This is a genomic window from Burkholderia sp. AU33545, from assembly GCF_020419685.1.
Lineage (GTDB): Bacteria > Pseudomonadota > Gammaproteobacteria > Burkholderiales > Burkholderiaceae > Burkholderia > Burkholderia diffusa.
The window spans coordinates 79,722-94,496 of the sequence record NZ_JAIZRQ010000010.1 but is presented as its reverse complement, the minus strand read 5'-3'; the positions used below and the strand labels follow the sequence as shown (position 1 = coordinate 94,496).

Here is a 14,775-nt window from a genome sequence, read left to right as displayed (position 1 = left end):
TCCTCGAAAAGGAGAACCATGCGAGTCATCATTCATTCGACGTCGAGAGGCACGTTACTCGAATACAACGGCTTCTTCGGCCGGGCATTCTTTTCTCATGATTCAGGCGATGTCTTGGCCCATGTGAAGGTTAGGCAAACCGCTCGGACGTTCGTCGACGAGCCTGATGCGCGCGCGTTCATCGACCGAATTAGCGGCGTCTCGATCGCCGATTCCGAGGAATTGTTTCCGACCGATCTCTCATTTGTTCAGGTCGATACCGATGCCGAGTACGCGCCGGTCGACGTATGTGTTGCCGCTGGCGTTTCATCGTGGACAGCGCCGGAGGTGAAGCCAATTACGCCGTTTCGCTTCAATGTCCACGCTGCCGACGTGGGCCACACGTTGGTGATCGGCTCGGTTCGGGCGGGTAAGACGGTATTCCTCCCACACCTGCGCGCGGCCAAGACGGAATAGGACAGAAAGCTATACGAATTTGTGGAGCTTTCTGCCAAATGCCCCTCAACCGGTTGAGGGGCATTTTCATTTGAGACGCCACATGGATCGTGCCGACGCCGCGAGGACTTCCGACGAAAGCGTGCAGAAATCGTCCATGTTTCGGGCCGATTCCGGACCGCCACCTCGCAAGAATAGACGCATGCCGCGCGTGCGGTTACTCACCCCATCCAAAGGACCATGATGACCACGATTGACAACGAGACGCACGTCCTCGATGACGAGGCACGAGAGAAGACGGCAGAGCATCCGACGAACGGGCCGATCGGGACTGAGGCCGCCGGCGGAGCCGAGAGCGCTTCCATCGATCCGACTGCGCGGCCGACGACGGACGGTGCGGACGACGTCGAGCTCGAGAACGAGCTGGCGCAGATGGAATCGGATGCGGCCACCCTGCAGCGGGAGGGCATGATCAGTGCCGCCGAGGCCGACGAGAAGCGCGAGCAGGTCGCGCGCACGCGCAAGCTGTTCCGTGAGCTGCCGCCGGCCGAGCGGGTCCGCATCATTCAGCGCCGCCGCGAAATCGGCCGCGAGCTGATGAACAAGCAACTGTCCGGCGCGGCGGTCGTGTCGACCGACGTTCGACTGAAGCACACGCGGCTCAAGCCGTTGTTTGAGCAATGGTGGCCGTATCTGAACCGGATGAGCATCAACATGCAGCGATTCGGCCGGGCGACGTTCGGCGCCGACGATCAGGAGACGGTGACGACCTTTTTCGATAAGCAGCTGAACGACCTCGAAGCGTACGTCAATGAACAGCTCGACGTGGCGCACGGCTTTCGGGAGCGAACCGAGACCGAGATGCGCGAGCGCGGCGACATCGTGTTCTCGCCGATGGTTACGAAACCGTCCCTGGACATCACGGTCGAGGCGTATTCGCGTTTCTCGATGCGGTTGCTCACCGTGATGCTGAAGTACGATCAGGTGATGGACCACTTCGACTTTCTGGTCTGGAACGGCGTGCGTGATCAGTCGGACGCCGACGAGGAAACGTCGCGCTTCCTGCGCAAGTTCCATCCGATCGGCGTGCGGGGCTACATGACGCACCTGCGCCTGATGACGACCGTCCGCGGTCGATAAGGGTCCGCGGTGAGTGCCATGCTCGATGAGCTGAACCCCCAACAGCGCGAAGTGGCACTCCTGCGCCGCCACTGCGTCGCGATCGCGTGTCCCGGCGCGGGGAAAACCAAGACGATCGCGACCAAGGCCGCGCGCCTACTGGAGGATCCGGCCGCGGTGGTGGGTGCGGTGACGTTCAGTAAGGACGCGGCCCTCGAGCTGCGCGAGCGGATCCTGGCGATCGCCGTGCCGGACGCGAAGCGGCGGCTAATCGCCGGGACGTTCCACTCGTTGGCGTTCAGGCAAATAGGTCAGCCCGGCCGTGTGCGCCACGATATAGCGTCCGACGGCGACCGGTTCGGCATGCTGGGGCGCGTGATCGCGGAACTCGGCTTCGAGTGGAAGGTCGAGGAAGCGGTGTCGATCATCGAGCGGATCAAGACGAACTTCGGTCGGGCTGAGCCGGGATCGTCTGAAGCGAAGCTCTATGCCGCTTATCAGGAGGCGCTCGAGCGCAACGGCAAGATCGATTTCCAGGACATGCTGCGGCTGGCCGTGGCCGGCATGGAAAGCGGCGATATCCGTCCATATCGCTTCACGGATCTGCTCGTCGACGAGTTTCAGGACACGGATCCGCTTCAATATCGGTGGGTCGAGCTGCACGCGCGCGCCGGCGCGCAGGTCACCGTGGTCGGCGATGACGACCAGAGCATCTACGGTTTCCGCTCGGCTTTGGGCGTCCGAGGCATGGAGAGCTTCTCCGGGACGTTCGACGCGCAGAAGATCGTGCTCGGCAGCAATTACCGTTGCCGGTCGGAGATCCTGGCGGCGGCCGACCGCGTCATCCGCAACAACGTCGACCGGATTCCGAAGGTGTTGCACGCCGACCGCGGCGGTGGCGGCGCAGTCTCGTCGCTGCGCTTCGAGGACGAATACGGAGACGCCGTTGCCGCAGTCGATGCGCTGCAGGCGCAACTGGCAGCAGGCCGCACGTGTGCGATCCTCGCGCGCACCAATCGCAACCTCGATCCGATCGAATCGGTCTGCCGGTCGCACGGCGTGCCGTACTACCGAGCGTCCGGTGGTTCTGTGCTCAACCGGCCGCAGGCGGCACTGATGTGTAATCTCCTCCAGATCGTCGAAGGTCGGAAGCAGAACGGTGTCGACGCGGTGCTCGGATACATGGGAATCAGTTCGGATGATCTGCGCGCACTCCATCGGGACATGGGCGCCGAGTTCGTTCAGCGCCAGAAACAGGATCTGGTTGCGCTCGGCGTGGCTGAGGACACGGCGACCGCGTATCGAGCGTTCATGAAGCGTCTTGCTGAATGGCAGTCGCTCTGCGAACGGGAATTCCATTCGCTCGCACTCGAAGGCGTGTTCGAATGGATGATGGGTTACGCGAAAGGGGATGCGGCCATCCGCGCGCTCCAGTGCACCTATGACGTGATCAGCCGGCTGAACGGCCCGTTTACCAATCGTATTGAGTTCTTGCAGCGGGATAACAACAAGCCCGGCGACGGTGTGTTGGTGCTCACGACAATGCACGGCTCCAAGGGGCTCGAATGGGATCACGTGTGGATCAGTCGCGCGGAGGAGGGCGTCGTGCCGGACGACAAGAGCCCGGAATCCGAGGAGCGCAGGCTTTTCTATGTGGCGATGACGCGCGCTCGGGAGAATCTTGTCATCACGTCGATCCAGAAGAACGCCGTTTCGCGGTTCGTGATTGAGTCCGGGGTCGAATAAAAATCGGCCACACGAGGTGGCCGACCTGCGGCGAGTCGCAGAATCTGAAGCCTTATGGCGTCGTGCTTACACCGTCTGCTTTTCCGTGGCAGTGTTCCCACACTTCAAGAGCTAAACACCCGACGACCAGCGGGACCGCGATGATCAGCATGTAGGTAATCAACGCGATCGGAACTTGAAATAGCCAGATGTCCGCTACGTCTTCGTTTCGCCAGGCGATCACGTGAGCAACGAAATGGACAATGTTCCCGATCGCCTCAGTAGTGATATTGCCGGGCGATCCCCATAGCCGTGCGAGACCGCTGACAGCAAGGGTCGCCGAAGCAGCCAGCGACGCGATGACGATTGCCAAAGATACCGACTGCCGGACAATCGTGCCGAAGGGCTTTCGCGCCTTGTTCATGACGTTGTGAGTGCCGTGGTATTGGCGTTGTCGGTGATGGGTGCGCCGGCCGTCGGCGCTTCAATGGTCAATTCGCGCGGGACGCGTTTGAGCTGACCGTTGAGCGCGGCTTGCGGCCCAAGCCGGATCGTGCCGCAGTAGTAGACGTTACCTTTCACCACGCCGTTGATCTCGAGCATGTCACGGGCATGGACATCGCCTTCCACGACGCCGTCGATGCGTACGATCTCGCCTTGCACCTTGCCCTTGATCATTCCGCCTTGCCCGATATGCAGGAGGCCGGCCGTCGAGATGATGCTGCCGCTCACGAGTGCGAACGCGCTTATCCCGTGGTCGAGGATCAGATCGCCCTGGACGACCAGGCCGGTGGCCAGCAGCGTCACGTTGATGGTTTTGGGTTTCATGGTCGCCTCGTTAGAAGAGTTGGACGTCGCCGGACTTGCCTGCGGCCGGCGCTTTGGCCGCTGGTGCCGACGTGGGTGCCAGCGCGGCGGGTTCGGCATTTTCTGAAGGTGCGGCGTGCGGCCGCGCCGTGCCGCGGCGGCTATGCCGGGGAACGGCCTTCGGTGGGGCAGCCGGTGGCGGTGCCGGTTCTGTCGTTGCAGAAGCTGCGGTCGGCGCGGCGGTCTGCGCGACTGGCGCGGTCCGCGGCGCACGGATCGGTGCTGCCGCAGCCTTGTTCAAGTCGCTCGGCGCGGCCTGCTCTCGCGGCGATGGATTGGTGGGTGGCGGATCCTGACGGGCGGTCAACGAGCGCGGATCGACGCTCGCCAGCGTACCCGTTGGCGCGCTGGCCGAACCATCGAAGTCGGCAGCCGTCAGGGAGTGGGTGCTGGTGAGCGCGGAAGCGGCGGCCGGCGCGGGGCGGGGAGCTGGCGGAGTGGCTTCGTGAGTCAGCTCGGCGTGCGATGGTGCGCGCAGAGCCCGCCACAGCTTGGCGGCACTCACACCGCCGCCCGCAGCGAGCGCGGCGGCTGCCACGGCAATGGCGACGGGCCTGACCAGCCGGTTGAACCGGCCGAGGCGGGCCAGTGCAATCCGTTTGCGATTTCCCTCGGGAGCCGGGAGTGCCGGCATGGCTTCGACGTGGCCGTTGATGTCGATCACGACCGGTTGCGCAGCGTACTTGGCGTGCAGCGCCTGAATTTCTCGGATGTCCATGGTTCTCCGCGTGTGAAGGCGTCTCGGTTGCGGACGCTTATACGAGATTGCGAGATTGCTCACGCGTGCGCGGTCGACGAGCGAGACACTACCCGCGCATCGCGACCGGGCACGTCGTCTTTGTCAGCGTAGCCATTCCGGCAGCGAGTCAAGTTCATCGGGCGATGAACCTTCAATCGCGCAGCGTCCCGTCTGCCTGATAGCGATCGTTGTCGGGCACGCACACGAGCGAGATGTGCTTGATCCGCCCCTCGGCGTTCGCGAGGATGGTGGCCCGGTCCTGAGCGGTGATTTTTTCGGCGAGCACAGCTTCCATCGTCGCCACAAAGAGCTTGTCGTATTGGGTGAGGCAACGGACCAGCAGACCTGCGAGCGGTCGCGTGACCTTCAGTTCAATATGCTCGGCAGGGAAAGCGATCGTCCGGGCCTCGTGCTTTTCGACCCACACCAGCGCCTTGCGCAGCCAGTCCGACGTATCACGCAGCGCGGACTCGAGCGCATGCGTTTTTCCCCCGCGCGCGACGGCGATTTTCGACGCGCAGAAGTTGTAGTCGCCGCGAATGAAATTGCGGGCGAACTGCGAGCTGTAGCGCAGCACGGTGACCGCGTCGGAATCGGGGATGATTCGATCGATGCGGCTGTCGCTCGTCAGACGTTGGATCGGCTTGAGTCCCGTTGACGACGGGGACAGCGAATCGTTCGACGGGCGCGTATTGGGATCGACGGCGATCGGGTCGAGCAGGGGCGCGTCCCGCTGCGGGTCGTGCGGTGGTTCGAGAACGGCGGACATGGTGTTTTCGGGTGGTCTCTCTCACTAATGATTTTGGGTTAACCCGATTTAACAATTCAGGCAAAAGCGGGCCTGTTTTCGTGAGCTTTCCACCCTTTCCGGTCGCAAATTTCCGCAATACTGACTCTACTTCTCGCGTCCACGACGCATCGACCTAGACTTCGTAGCCCGAAGTCCATCTTCTGTACAAGCCGTGCCAATGGGCATGCTCCGACCAGCCGGCAACTGGTGTGGAATCTTCTGCTGATGAGTGCCTAGCCAGCACTCCCCATCTTTCAGTCATAAAACTCGTCGCCGGCCGCATGTATTTGCGCCGCGACATCGTTCGAGTCCGGACATCGGGTGTCTCTCTCCAGACCAGAGTCTGGGTAGAACGATCGTAGTCGACTGAGCCGTGATCCTGCGGCGGAGTGGTATTTCCGAAAATGGGCTGTTGCGCAGCGTGACCATGCTGCGCGAGGACGACCTAACGTCCTCGATATGAGCCGACCGGCTCCCTGAGCGCCACGTCCCCGGAAGGGACGTGGCGCTTGGGTCATTTCCACGAATCCGAAAAGCGCGTTCCTCTTGCCGAGGGACGCGCTTTTTTTCGTCGTTTGTTCCTGTCCTGGAGGTTCACATGCTTCCCAACCGTCTCGACGCGCGCATCGCCAACGTGATCAGCAACACGATCGCCGACGAGCGCGCAACTGCCGATACCGCGTCGCCAGCCTGGCGCGCGCGGTGCGAGGTGGCTCAGTTCGCGATGTACAGCGATCCCGACCGCCGCATCTTTCTTTCCCACATCGCCGAACGCCGCGGAGAGGCGGCCGCCAGCTCGCTCGAGCAGTCAGCGAGCGCGATGCGCACTCAGGCGATTTACTTTCTTGCGAGGAAACCCTCATGAACGCTGTTGTCCCTATGCTGGGCGGCCCTGTGCGCAGCCTGGTCGAAGAGCGCGCGATGCGCCCTCCGGTGATCGGGCGTATCCGGCCCGGTATCAAGGTGCTGACGTCCAAGGCGCGTGCCAATCAGGGGGCGGTCAGGCTGTACGAAACGATGGTCGCCGCCGGCGACTCATTCGAGACGATCGGCAAAGCGATCGAATCGCGCTGCCAGCTCCGTAACGCACTGGCGCCGAAGAACGTCGACTACTTCACGTGTCGCCGGTCGGACTTCAACAACCCGGACGTGGCCGACGAAATTCTCAAGCTGTACGGCGAGGACCGCGGGCAGGGCGTGCGGCTATACCGTTTCCCGGTGCTGTTTGCCTTCAACGACTGGATGCAGAACCTCCCGAACGAAATGGCCGCGTGGGGCACCACCGGCCGGAAGTTCTTCTCGCAATATGGTCCCGACGGCATCCGGTACTGCAAGACCTACGCGAAGGTCGAGCGCGATCCGCGCGCTCAGCGAGCCACGCGCCATTTTGGCGGCCGTGACGTGATTTTCCGGCAGGACGACGCGATCCCGGACGGCGTGTGTGATCCCGAGCAATGCCCGCAGTACCAGAGTCGGCAGTGCAATCTCTCCGCGCATTTCGTGTTCGCGGTGCCCGACATCAAGGGGCTCGGCCTGATCGAGCTGCCGACGAACTCGATCTACGTGCTCCAGAAAGCCTACGCCGCGATGCAGACCGTGCAGTTGGCGCGTGGCAGGCTCACGGGCACGCGCTTCTGGCTCTCGAAGCGGGAATTCGATATCACTCGGATCAACGAGAACGGCGAGGCTGTGCGTCAACCTCAGATGTTGACGGTTCTCGATGCGGATATCGACATCGGGGCGCTGCTGGACGGTGCGGATGAAGCTGCGCCGGCGATCGAGGTTGCGCAAGGTGTGGCCGCACTGCTCGGAACGGGTGGCACGGTGATTCCGCTGCATCCGACCGACGGAAGCGGTGTGGTGGCATCTGGCGCGGCAGAACCGACGACACACGCCGGCGATGCTCGACGCGATGAACACGATGACCCGCCCCCGGAGTCGCTCGAAGAGAAGCGGCATCGCCTGCAGGATCTGCTGCAGCGACTTCGCGTCAACACAGACGCGCGCCGCGAGCAGTTTCGTGTCTACGGCCACGTCAAGTTCGGGCGCGGCTGGACCGAACGGCTCGCAGACGTCGACAAGATGATCGGACGGCTGACCGGTGCCCTCGATGCGCCGGATGTTCTCGACCGCGAGATCAGCGAGGCAGTCGAATCGTTCAACCGCCGATAACGGTTTCTCCTTCAGCCAGCCCTTCGGGGCTGGCGTTTTTTCTTTCAAGCGACTGCGAGAGCATTTCAGCAAAGCCCCTTTGCTCAAGTGCTTTCGACCGCGTCATTCACGCATCGAAATCGTCCGCGCAAGCGGCCATCTTTTGACTATCCATTTATTTTGGAGGCGGCGATGAAGATCGCGCATTTTTCTGACTTGCATTATTCGCCGGAGAACCTGGAAGAGGCCGATCGCTGTTTTTCGTTCGCAGTCGGCGATGCGATCTCGCGTGGGGCGCGGGTGGCGGTGATCTCGGGCGACTCGACCGATCATCGCCTCGACGCACACGCGCCATCGCTGCATGCGCTCGCGACACAGGTGCACCGGTTGGCCGAAGCGATGCCTGTCATCATGCTGCAGGGCACATTCTCGCATGAGCCGCCCGGCACGCTGACCAACTTTGCGTTGATGGGCGCGCGGTATCCCGTGTTCGTTGCAGATCGGATTGGTCAGGTTGCTCTCATCGGCACGCAGTTCCGAGCGTCCGACGGTCCGGTGTTCGACGACGCAGAGATGCTTGCGTTCGACGGACTCTATCCGGACGCGGTCTTCACCTGTCTGCCGACGATGAACAAGGCCGATCTCGCATTGAAGGTCGGTGCGTTGTCCGCATCGACGCAGCTCGGCGACGTGCTCGGAACGTACCTCGCTGCAGCGGGCAGGAATAACGCCCGCTTGCGCGCGATCGGCGTGCCGACAATTGGGATTTCGCACGGCACAGTGGCCGGATGCACAACCGAGCATGGCGTGACGATGGCGGGATTCGATCACGAGTTCAGCCTCGGCGCGCTGTTCGACGCGGAGTGTCCTGCGTTCATGCTGGGTCACATCCACAAGAACCAGATCTGGTTGCGCGAAGGGCGCGCGGTGGGATATCCCGGCTCGATTGGGCGATTCCACTACGACGAAGAAGGCGACAAAGGTTACCTGTTATGGGACGTACTGGCAGCTGAAGCACGTGCCGAGCTGGTGACGACGCCGTCGCGCGAGATGGTATGCATCGCGTTCGACGGTCCGCCCGATGAAGCGCAGCTTGCGGCGCTTGCCGCGGATTCGGCCGGGAAGTTCGTCCGGATTCGCTGGCAGATCGACGAGGAGCACAAGCAGCTCGTCGACCGGAAGGCAATCGAATCGATGTTCGCGTCGGCCGCTGGCCTGAAGCTCGAGCCGCGCATCCTGCCGGTGATGAGAAGCCGCGCGGAGGGGATCAGCAAGGCGGTGACGGTCGATGCGAAGGTCGCGCGCTGGTGCGAGCTCACTTCGGTCGACCCCGGCCCGCTTCTCGAGCGGCTGCAGCTGCTCGAGGCGGGCGACGCAGAAGCGATCGCGGCGTCGGTGTTTGATCGAATTGCGCAGGTTTGCGATTCGATCGAGGTACCGGAGATTCCTGGCGGCCGGGAGAACGTCGTCCCGCTGGTCGCCGCCAGTCTCGAAGCTGCGCCGGAGCCTGAATCGAAGCCGTCGCTGTCATGGCTCAACGATGATCTGTTCGCAGCCTGAGCGCTGCCTGTCTCGACGGTCAGCACGACGCCGAGCATTGAACACCGCCGTGTTTCGATAGCCCACGTGGCTATCGAAACGAGGTTCACCCCGCGCCGTCAGGCGCATCGAACGCAGCATCGCTGCATCCATTTTCTTATCTACCCTGGCGGGGAGCGATCCCTACCGGGCGCACTCCGTCCATTTCACAGGAGTGTGTCTATGTTTGGCCTTTATCCCGCCGGTGCCCGTTGGGTCCAGCAGTTCTCCGCGTCGAACGACGCAAAGACGTTGCAGAAGAGTCTCGTTGACCACGGCGGATGCACGGCCGCGCTGTTTCATCGGCCCTTCGGCTCCGGTCGCGGCGTCACGATTGCGCAGCGCGACGGTTTCCTCGTGCTCGTGCATGCGACCGACGTCGATTCTCCGGAAGTCGCTGTCGTGCCCGACGTCCAGATGCAGAACCTGCTTTGGTCGTTCAATTCGGGATACGCCAGTCAGTGGTCGGGGCGCGAGCTCCAGGTCCTGACCGGCTGTACCGATTGGGATGCGCTGATCAAGCAGGCGTCCGCGTCGTTCGCGCAACTTTGCGACACGGTTCGGCAAGCCGTGGCAGGCACGCTTGGTACCAAGGTCATCCGGCCGGAGCCAATGCTGCCGATCGACGACGAGGACATTCCGTTCCTGCCGTCGGAATACCTGCAGGAGATCTCTTTTTTGGAGGCGGAATCATGCGTCCGTTGAGATTGCTCCTCGAGGGGTTCTATGGGGTACGAGACGGGATGAAGCGCGACTGTGTCGAACTCGATCTCGAGTCCTTGCCTCGCGGGCTGATTGCGTTGACCGGCCCGAACGGTGCCGGGAAGACGACGATCATGGACAACCTACATCCGTACCGGATCATGCCGTCGCGCGCATCGAAGCTGTCCGTCGATGCGTTTTCCTATTGGGATCACATCTGCGGTGTCCAGGCGCGCAAGGAGTTCGAGTGGGAGCACGACGGTATCCGCTATCGCTCGACCTTCGCGTTTCGCAAACCGGGTAAAGCCGGTAAGGCGGACTACTTCCTGTTCTATCGCTCGATGGACGGGGAGTGGCGCCCGGTGACGTTGCCGGAGGGCACGGTGTCGGACGGCAAGGGCGAGACCTACGACCGTTGTGTCGAAGCGATCTGCGGCTCGCTGGAATCGTTCTTTACCAGCGTGTTTTCCGCGCAGAACCGGCGGCCGCTCGCGTCCTACGGCGCGAACGAGATCAAGACGCTGCTCGCCGAGTTGCTCAAGATCGACCATCTGCGTGCGTTGGCCGCGAAGGCGGCCGACGTCGCCAAAGTGCTGGCCAGGCGTCTGGATGCCGTGCAGCAAGACGTTGTGGCGTTTGCCGGCAAGCGTGAGCGCGCCGACGAGACGCGCAAGTCGATCGCAGCGGATGCCGCGGCAATTGTCTCGGCGCGCGCTGAACGGGAGTCGGTGCAAGCCGTGCTCGCCGGCCTGATGCAGCAGCGGGCGACGCTCATGGCAAAGCAGGGCGAGAACGCGGGTGTCGAAGCACGACTGCGCGAACTCAACGTGCGGCGCAATGAAGTGGTCACGTCCCTGCAAGGCATCGAACGGGATACGGCGGCAGATCAGCAACGTTTTACGCAACGCCGCACCGCGATTCGCACGATGATGACGGGCCACGAAGCGGTGGTGAAGCAACGCGACGCCATTATTGGTGCTGCCGCCGCGAGGGACGAAGCGCAGCTTCGCGTCTCACAACTGGAAGCGCAATTCGGGCCATTGCAGCAGGCCATCGCCGACATGGATGCGAAGCAGCTTCGGCTGGCGACGGTCCAGTCTGCGATGACCGGTCTCGAATCGGAAGGCGCGACCAAAGCCGAGTTGCTGAAGAACCTGCAGGGGCAAGCCGCGGTCGTTGAGTCGGTGCCGTGCGCCGGGATGGAGATTCACGCCACGTGCCCGTTGCTCGTGCAAGCGCGCAATGCAGCACAACATGCGCACGTTCAGACCGTTTCCCTGAAGGATCTCCGCACCCGCTACAAGGCGCAGAGGGACGAGCGGGATGTTCTCGCGCCGGCAATCGCATCGCTGTCCGCGAAACGCGCTGAACTTCAGCAGGTGAGCGCCAGTATCACGGCGGCACGACAGGCATTGCAGCGTGCGACGGACCTGGCGGCTCGCAAGCCGTTGCTGGAAGCGGCAGATACGGGGCTGGCGACGGCGCGCGCTGAGCTTGCCGCGCTCGACGTCGAAGACAGTGAAGCCCAGAAACGTCGTGAGACGGAAATGGGCCGGTTGGCTGCACTGTCGCGTGAGATCGAGACGGAAATTGCTCGTCTCGTCGCAGTCGACGTCACGCAGGCAATCGCGGATTTGGACCGGCAGATTGCATCGCACCGCGACGCAGGCACGGTGCTCGACGCGCGGATCGAAGCGTTGATTCGCAGTCAGGCGACACGCGAAACCGAGCTTGGTTCGCTGGAACGTGAACTAGGCGGCCTGGCGGCAACGCAGTCGCTGGCGGCGCGCATCTCGGACGAGATCGCGCACTGGAAGCTGGTGGCGAAAGCCCTCGGCAACGACGGCGTAATTGCGTTGACGATCGACGATGCCGGTCCCGCCCTGACGAGGACGGTGAACGACCTCTTGCTTGCGTGCTACGGCATGCGATTCACGGTCGAGATCCAGACACAGCGTGCGCTCGCGAACGGCGAACTGCGTGAGGGCTTCGAAATCCTCGTGCACGACGCCGACAGCGACAGCAGCAAGTCGGTCGGGGTCATGTCCGGTGGGCAGAAGGTCTGGATCAACGAGTGCCTGACGCGCGGTATTGCGTTGTATATGGCGGGGAATGCGAGCCAGCCGTACCAGTCGCTGTTCAGCGACGAGTCGGACGGCCCGCTGGATCCACAGCGCAAGGTGCAGTTCATGCGTATGAAGCGGGAGGTGTTGAAGCAGGGCGGTTACGAGCGGGAGTTCTTCATCTCGCAGACGCCCGAGCTGATCGCCGAAGCTGATGCAGTGATCGATGTAGCAGCGCTTGCCCAGTAGGGCGGCGTCCATTTCTTTGAACCCTGGCGGGGAATGTCCCCGCAGGGGCGTTCCTCGCCTTTCTTTTTTGAGGAACGCAATGCAACTGAAATCGGTTCAATCGAACGTCGCAAACGGTATCACGGTGGCAATTCGCCCGGCGCGTCCGCGCGTGGGTGTCGAGCACGTCTACACGCTGAATGGCTCGGAGCTGCGCGACGTGTTGATCGATGGTCGCTGGGTCACGTTGTCGGCGACGGCGACCCCGTCGCAAGCGGTCTGAGCGAGGAGAGCGGCAATGTCGAATCTCATCATGCTTCTGATCGCGGCCCATGGTCCGAGTCCGGCGAGCCAGCCGGAGACTCAGCGGTCGGTCTGGCGGCCGACCATCACAGTGCAGCGCCGGATCGAGGAGGAAACGGACTTCGTCATCTGCAAGGATGGTCGAGTTCTTACCTTCGCGATCGGGCAGCCGAAGCGCTGCGATAACCCATAACCCTTGCATTGGCGGGCCCCCCTTTCGAAAGAGAGCGGGGCCTTTGCCCGTATACCCCCTTGGAGGCCCGTATGAAGAAGCAGATCCTGTTTGCCACGACAGTGGCGTCGCTGTTTTGTTGCGCCGCGGTTGCATTCTCGTTGCGAGCGGCCATGGCCGCTCGCAACGAGAATGCGCTGAAACCCGTCCGAAACGCGGATGGATTTCTGACCTTTTCGCCGATTGCCGAATGGTCGACCGACTGCGCGTGGTCGATGCTTGCGCTCTTCGCGGAGAACTCCGCCAGGCCTTTCCCGTCGCCGGTGTCCTGCGAGTCGGTACGGCGCCTATCGGAGCTGTACCGCGCCGGAAACGAGGGGGCGTGCGGTGTGATTCTCGGAGAAGGCGGCACGCGTGCAGCGTGCGGCAGTCGATTCGGTTGCGCATTTTGTTGCGTCACTGGCGAGCGCGATCGGTCGATGGAGTCGATGGTGAAGGAACCTGGCCACCAGCATCTTGAGGGCCTGAATCGCTTCAGGAACTACCTGGTCGCGGTGCAGTGGGATCTCGGCCGTCGAGAGCTCGTCGGTCGGAAGCTGAGCGACGCCGGGTACCTGGCAGTTAAGCCTGACGTCCTGTCGTATCCCGAACGGGTCCGATTGCTGCAGTACCTGCTGACGCTCGACGTGCTGGAGGTCGAACGGGCCGAGCGGCATGAGGGAATGTTGGCGGCGGGTGAGCTACCGGACACGCCAGAGAACCGCGCGCTTTGCGACGTGCAGTTCGAGATGATCACGCCGGCGCAGCTGGTGGCGATCGATTTCTACCTCTCGATGCACCACTATGCGCCGCACGCCTTTCCAGCGCTTTCGGTTTGGTTCGACGTGCGTCGGCTCGGGCGGCGATATCACGTTCCAGTCCTCGATCCACTGCCGAAGATCGACGTTCCGCACCATGGGTGGTTCTTCGTCGGCGCGTACGATGCAGAGGTGCCTACGGATGGGCTTCGCGACTACGCTGCGGAGCAGTGGAACCGCTATCGTCATCCGGATCGTGCAAGTCGGTACGCACGCACGAAGTCTGGCGAGCAGATTGTCTATTTCGAAGAGAGTGATCAATTCGAAGTCGACGTTGAGGCCGCCTGCGCTTTCGTAACCTGCAGCTTTGACGCGGCATGGTCCCTGAAGGCTCAGCAACACACCGGGATGGAATCGGCCAGGTTCTGGCTGAACGAGGGCTACTTGCGGTTGCCAGATGGCATGGCCGGCCGGTATCAGGAGATGGCGAGGAGAGGCCAGTATTTCGCCAATCTCGCCGAAAGGTTGAACCTGACTCCGGCCGAGCTCGATCGGCATCTCATCGATCATGCGATCTCGAACACGGAACATCTCACGATGCTGAATTTTGCACCTGTCGACCTGTTCTCGCAGGCGGCGTGACGCGAATCTTTCTGAACCAAGCCCGGCATCATGCCGGGCTTTTTTTTGGTTCATCGCGGAATTCCGGGGAACGCCGGGGAGGAACGTCGGTGTTCGGCCAGGAACGGCCAGTCGACGTCGGCATCTAGACCGTTGACAATTGATATCACGTCTTTGTCTATTTCCGTCACAGGAAGCGTGTGAGGTGCCTATGGTCCGTCTCGATTGTTCGGGTATCTGGTTCGGCTCGCAACTCGACGAGAAGCATCTTTTTGAGTGGGCGATGGAAATCCCAGGGGTGTTGCGATGGGAGCAAGATACGCTCGTTGTCCGGTCACGTCTTTCTGAGGCTTCCCTGAGAGACGTTTTGGCATTGTTCAGTCGCTATGGAATACCTATGGCCCAGTTGGCGCAGTTCATGACGGGCCAGAACAAGAAGTGGTTTGCGGCTCCCCATATGTACTGGCACGCCAATGTCTTTGGGG

General features: G+C 62.3%; 15 protein-coding genes. 11 read left to right on the top strand and 4 right to left on the bottom strand.

The features are described from left to right. Positions 1-18: 18 nt before the first annotated feature. From LGM71_RS29560 to LGM71_RS29550, 3 genes are all read left to right on the top strand, one after another. Positions 19-456 carry a hypothetical protein gene (locus LGM71_RS29560; protein ID WP_226117923.1) on the top strand — a complete coding sequence of 146 codons (438 nt, stop codon included), beginning with the start codon at positions 19-21 and terminating at the stop codon, positions 454-456. Positions 457-678: 222 nt separating this feature from the next. Further along, complete coding sequence (locus LGM71_RS29555; protein ID WP_226118141.1) at positions 679-1,575, top strand: ATPase; 897 nt, start codon at positions 679-681, stop codon at positions 1,573-1,575. Between the two features lie 18 nt (positions 1,576-1,593). Then, complete coding sequence (locus LGM71_RS29550) at positions 1,594-3,300, top strand: ATP-dependent helicase (RefSeq protein ID WP_226117920.1); 1,707 nt, start codon at positions 1,594-1,596, stop codon at positions 3,298-3,300. Between the two features lie 52 nt (positions 3,301-3,352). On the opposite strand, the gene LGM71_RS29545 is transcribed toward LGM71_RS29550, so the two are convergent. The 4 genes from LGM71_RS29545 to LGM71_RS29530 all read right to left on the bottom strand — a co-directional run bounded on the left by LGM71_RS29545 (position 3,353) and on the right by LGM71_RS29530 (position 5,654). Further along, positions 3,353-3,703: a hypothetical protein gene (locus tag LGM71_RS29545; protein ID WP_226117918.1), complete on the bottom strand. Its 351-nt coding sequence runs from the start codon at positions 3,701-3,703 to the stop codon at positions 3,353-3,355. Next, entirely contained in the window at positions 3,700-4,107 is a 408-nt protein-coding gene (locus LGM71_RS29540) for a bactofilin family protein (protein WP_226117916.1), read from the bottom strand. The genes LGM71_RS29545 and LGM71_RS29540 overlap by 4 nt, the downstream gene beginning before the upstream one ends. Before the next feature lie 10 nt (positions 4,108-4,117). Continuing rightward, entirely contained in the window at positions 4,118-4,864 is a 747-nt protein-coding gene (locus LGM71_RS29535) for a hypothetical protein (protein ID WP_226117915.1), read from the bottom strand. 172 nt (positions 4,865-5,036) lie between these two features. Further along, positions 5,037-5,654, bottom strand: a complete 618-nt coding sequence (locus LGM71_RS29530) for a DUF1845 domain-containing protein (RefSeq protein WP_226117913.1) — start codon at positions 5,652-5,654, stop codon at positions 5,037-5,039. Between the two features lie 619 nt (positions 5,655-6,273). On the opposite strand from LGM71_RS29530, the gene LGM71_RS29525 reads away from it, so the two are divergent. From LGM71_RS29525 to LGM71_RS29490, 8 genes are all read left to right on the top strand, one after another. Then, positions 6,274-6,540, top strand: coding sequence for a hypothetical protein (locus tag LGM71_RS29525; RefSeq protein WP_226117911.1), 267 nt, complete (start codon positions 6,274-6,276; stop codon positions 6,538-6,540). Next, a complete protein-coding gene (locus LGM71_RS29520; RefSeq protein ID WP_226117909.1) occupies positions 6,537-7,847 on the top strand; it encodes a hypothetical protein in 1,311 nt (436 codons plus the stop codon). Before LGM71_RS29525 ends, LGM71_RS29520 begins: the two co-directional genes overlap by 4 nt. Positions 7,848-8,018: 171 nt before the next feature. Continuing rightward, the gene (locus tag LGM71_RS29515; RefSeq protein ID WP_226117906.1) at positions 8,019-9,386 is read left to right on the top strand and encodes a metallophosphoesterase family protein; all 1,368 of its coding nucleotides are present in this window, start codon (positions 8,019-8,021) and stop codon (positions 9,384-9,386) included. A 66-nt stretch (positions 9,387-9,452) separates the two neighbouring features. Then, positions 9,453-10,109 (top strand): hypothetical protein, encoded by a 657-nt coding sequence (locus LGM71_RS29510; RefSeq protein WP_226117905.1) that lies wholly within the window; start codon positions 9,453-9,455, stop codon positions 10,107-10,109. Beyond that, positions 10,097-12,418, top strand: a complete 2,322-nt coding sequence (locus LGM71_RS29505) for an AAA family ATPase (RefSeq protein ID WP_226117903.1) — start codon at positions 10,097-10,099, stop codon at positions 12,416-12,418. The genes LGM71_RS29510 and LGM71_RS29505 overlap by 13 nt, the downstream gene beginning before the upstream one ends. A 79-nt stretch (positions 12,419-12,497) precedes the next feature. Next, positions 12,498-12,680 (top strand): hypothetical protein, encoded by a 183-nt coding sequence (locus tag LGM71_RS29500; RefSeq protein ID WP_226117899.1) that lies wholly within the window; start codon positions 12,498-12,500, stop codon positions 12,678-12,680. Between the two features lie 15 nt (positions 12,681-12,695). Next, entirely contained in the window at positions 12,696-12,893 is a 198-nt protein-coding gene (locus LGM71_RS29495) for a hypothetical protein (RefSeq protein WP_226117897.1), read from the top strand. Positions 12,894-12,964: 71 nt separating this feature from the next. After that, the gene (locus LGM71_RS29490; RefSeq protein ID WP_226117895.1) at positions 12,965-14,311 is read left to right on the top strand and encodes a hypothetical protein; all 1,347 of its coding nucleotides are present in this window, start codon (positions 12,965-12,967) and stop codon (positions 14,309-14,311) included. Positions 14,312-14,775 lie beyond the last annotated feature (464 nt).

Coding starts and splice junctions, on each gene's coding strand:
- LGM71_RS29525 (WP_226117911.1), top strand. CDS start 6,274: ATGCTTCCCAACCGTCTCGACGCGCGCATCGCCAACGTGATCAGCAAC.
- LGM71_RS29490 (WP_226117895.1), top strand. CDS start 12,965: ATGAAGAAGCAGATCCTGTTTGCCACGACAGTGGCGTCGCTGTTTTGT.
- LGM71_RS29500 (WP_226117899.1), top strand. CDS start 12,498: ATGCAACTGAAATCGGTTCAATCGAACGTCGCAAACGGTATCACGGTG.
- LGM71_RS29515 (WP_226117906.1), top strand. CDS start 8,019: ATGAAGATCGCGCATTTTTCTGACTTGCATTATTCGCCGGAGAACCTG.
- LGM71_RS29520 (WP_226117909.1), top strand. CDS start 6,537: ATGAACGCTGTTGTCCCTATGCTGGGCGGCCCTGTGCGCAGCCTGGTC.
- LGM71_RS29530 (WP_226117913.1), bottom strand. CDS start 5,654: ATGTCCGCCGTTCTCGAACCACCGCACGACCCGCAGCGGGACGCGCCC.
- LGM71_RS29535 (WP_226117915.1), bottom strand. CDS start 4,864: ATGGACATCCGAGAAATTCAGGCGCTGCACGCCAAGTACGCTGCGCAA.
- LGM71_RS29545 (WP_226117918.1), bottom strand. CDS start 3,703: ATGAACAAGGCGCGAAAGCCCTTCGGCACGATTGTCCGGCAGTCGGTA.
- LGM71_RS29540 (WP_226117916.1), bottom strand. CDS start 4,107: ATGAAACCCAAAACCATCAACGTGACGCTGCTGGCCACCGGCCTGGTC.
- LGM71_RS29495 (WP_226117897.1), top strand. CDS start 12,696: ATGTCGAATCTCATCATGCTTCTGATCGCGGCCCATGGTCCGAGTCCG.
- LGM71_RS29560 (WP_226117923.1), top strand. CDS start 19: ATGCGAGTCATCATTCATTCGACGTCGAGAGGCACGTTACTCGAATAC.
- LGM71_RS29505 (WP_226117903.1), top strand. CDS start 10,097: ATGCGTCCGTTGAGATTGCTCCTCGAGGGGTTCTATGGGGTACGAGAC.
- LGM71_RS29550 (WP_226117920.1), top strand. CDS start 1,594: ATGCTCGATGAGCTGAACCCCCAACAGCGCGAAGTGGCACTCCTGCGC.
- LGM71_RS29555 (WP_226118141.1), top strand. CDS start 679: ATGACCACGATTGACAACGAGACGCACGTCCTCGATGACGAGGCACGA.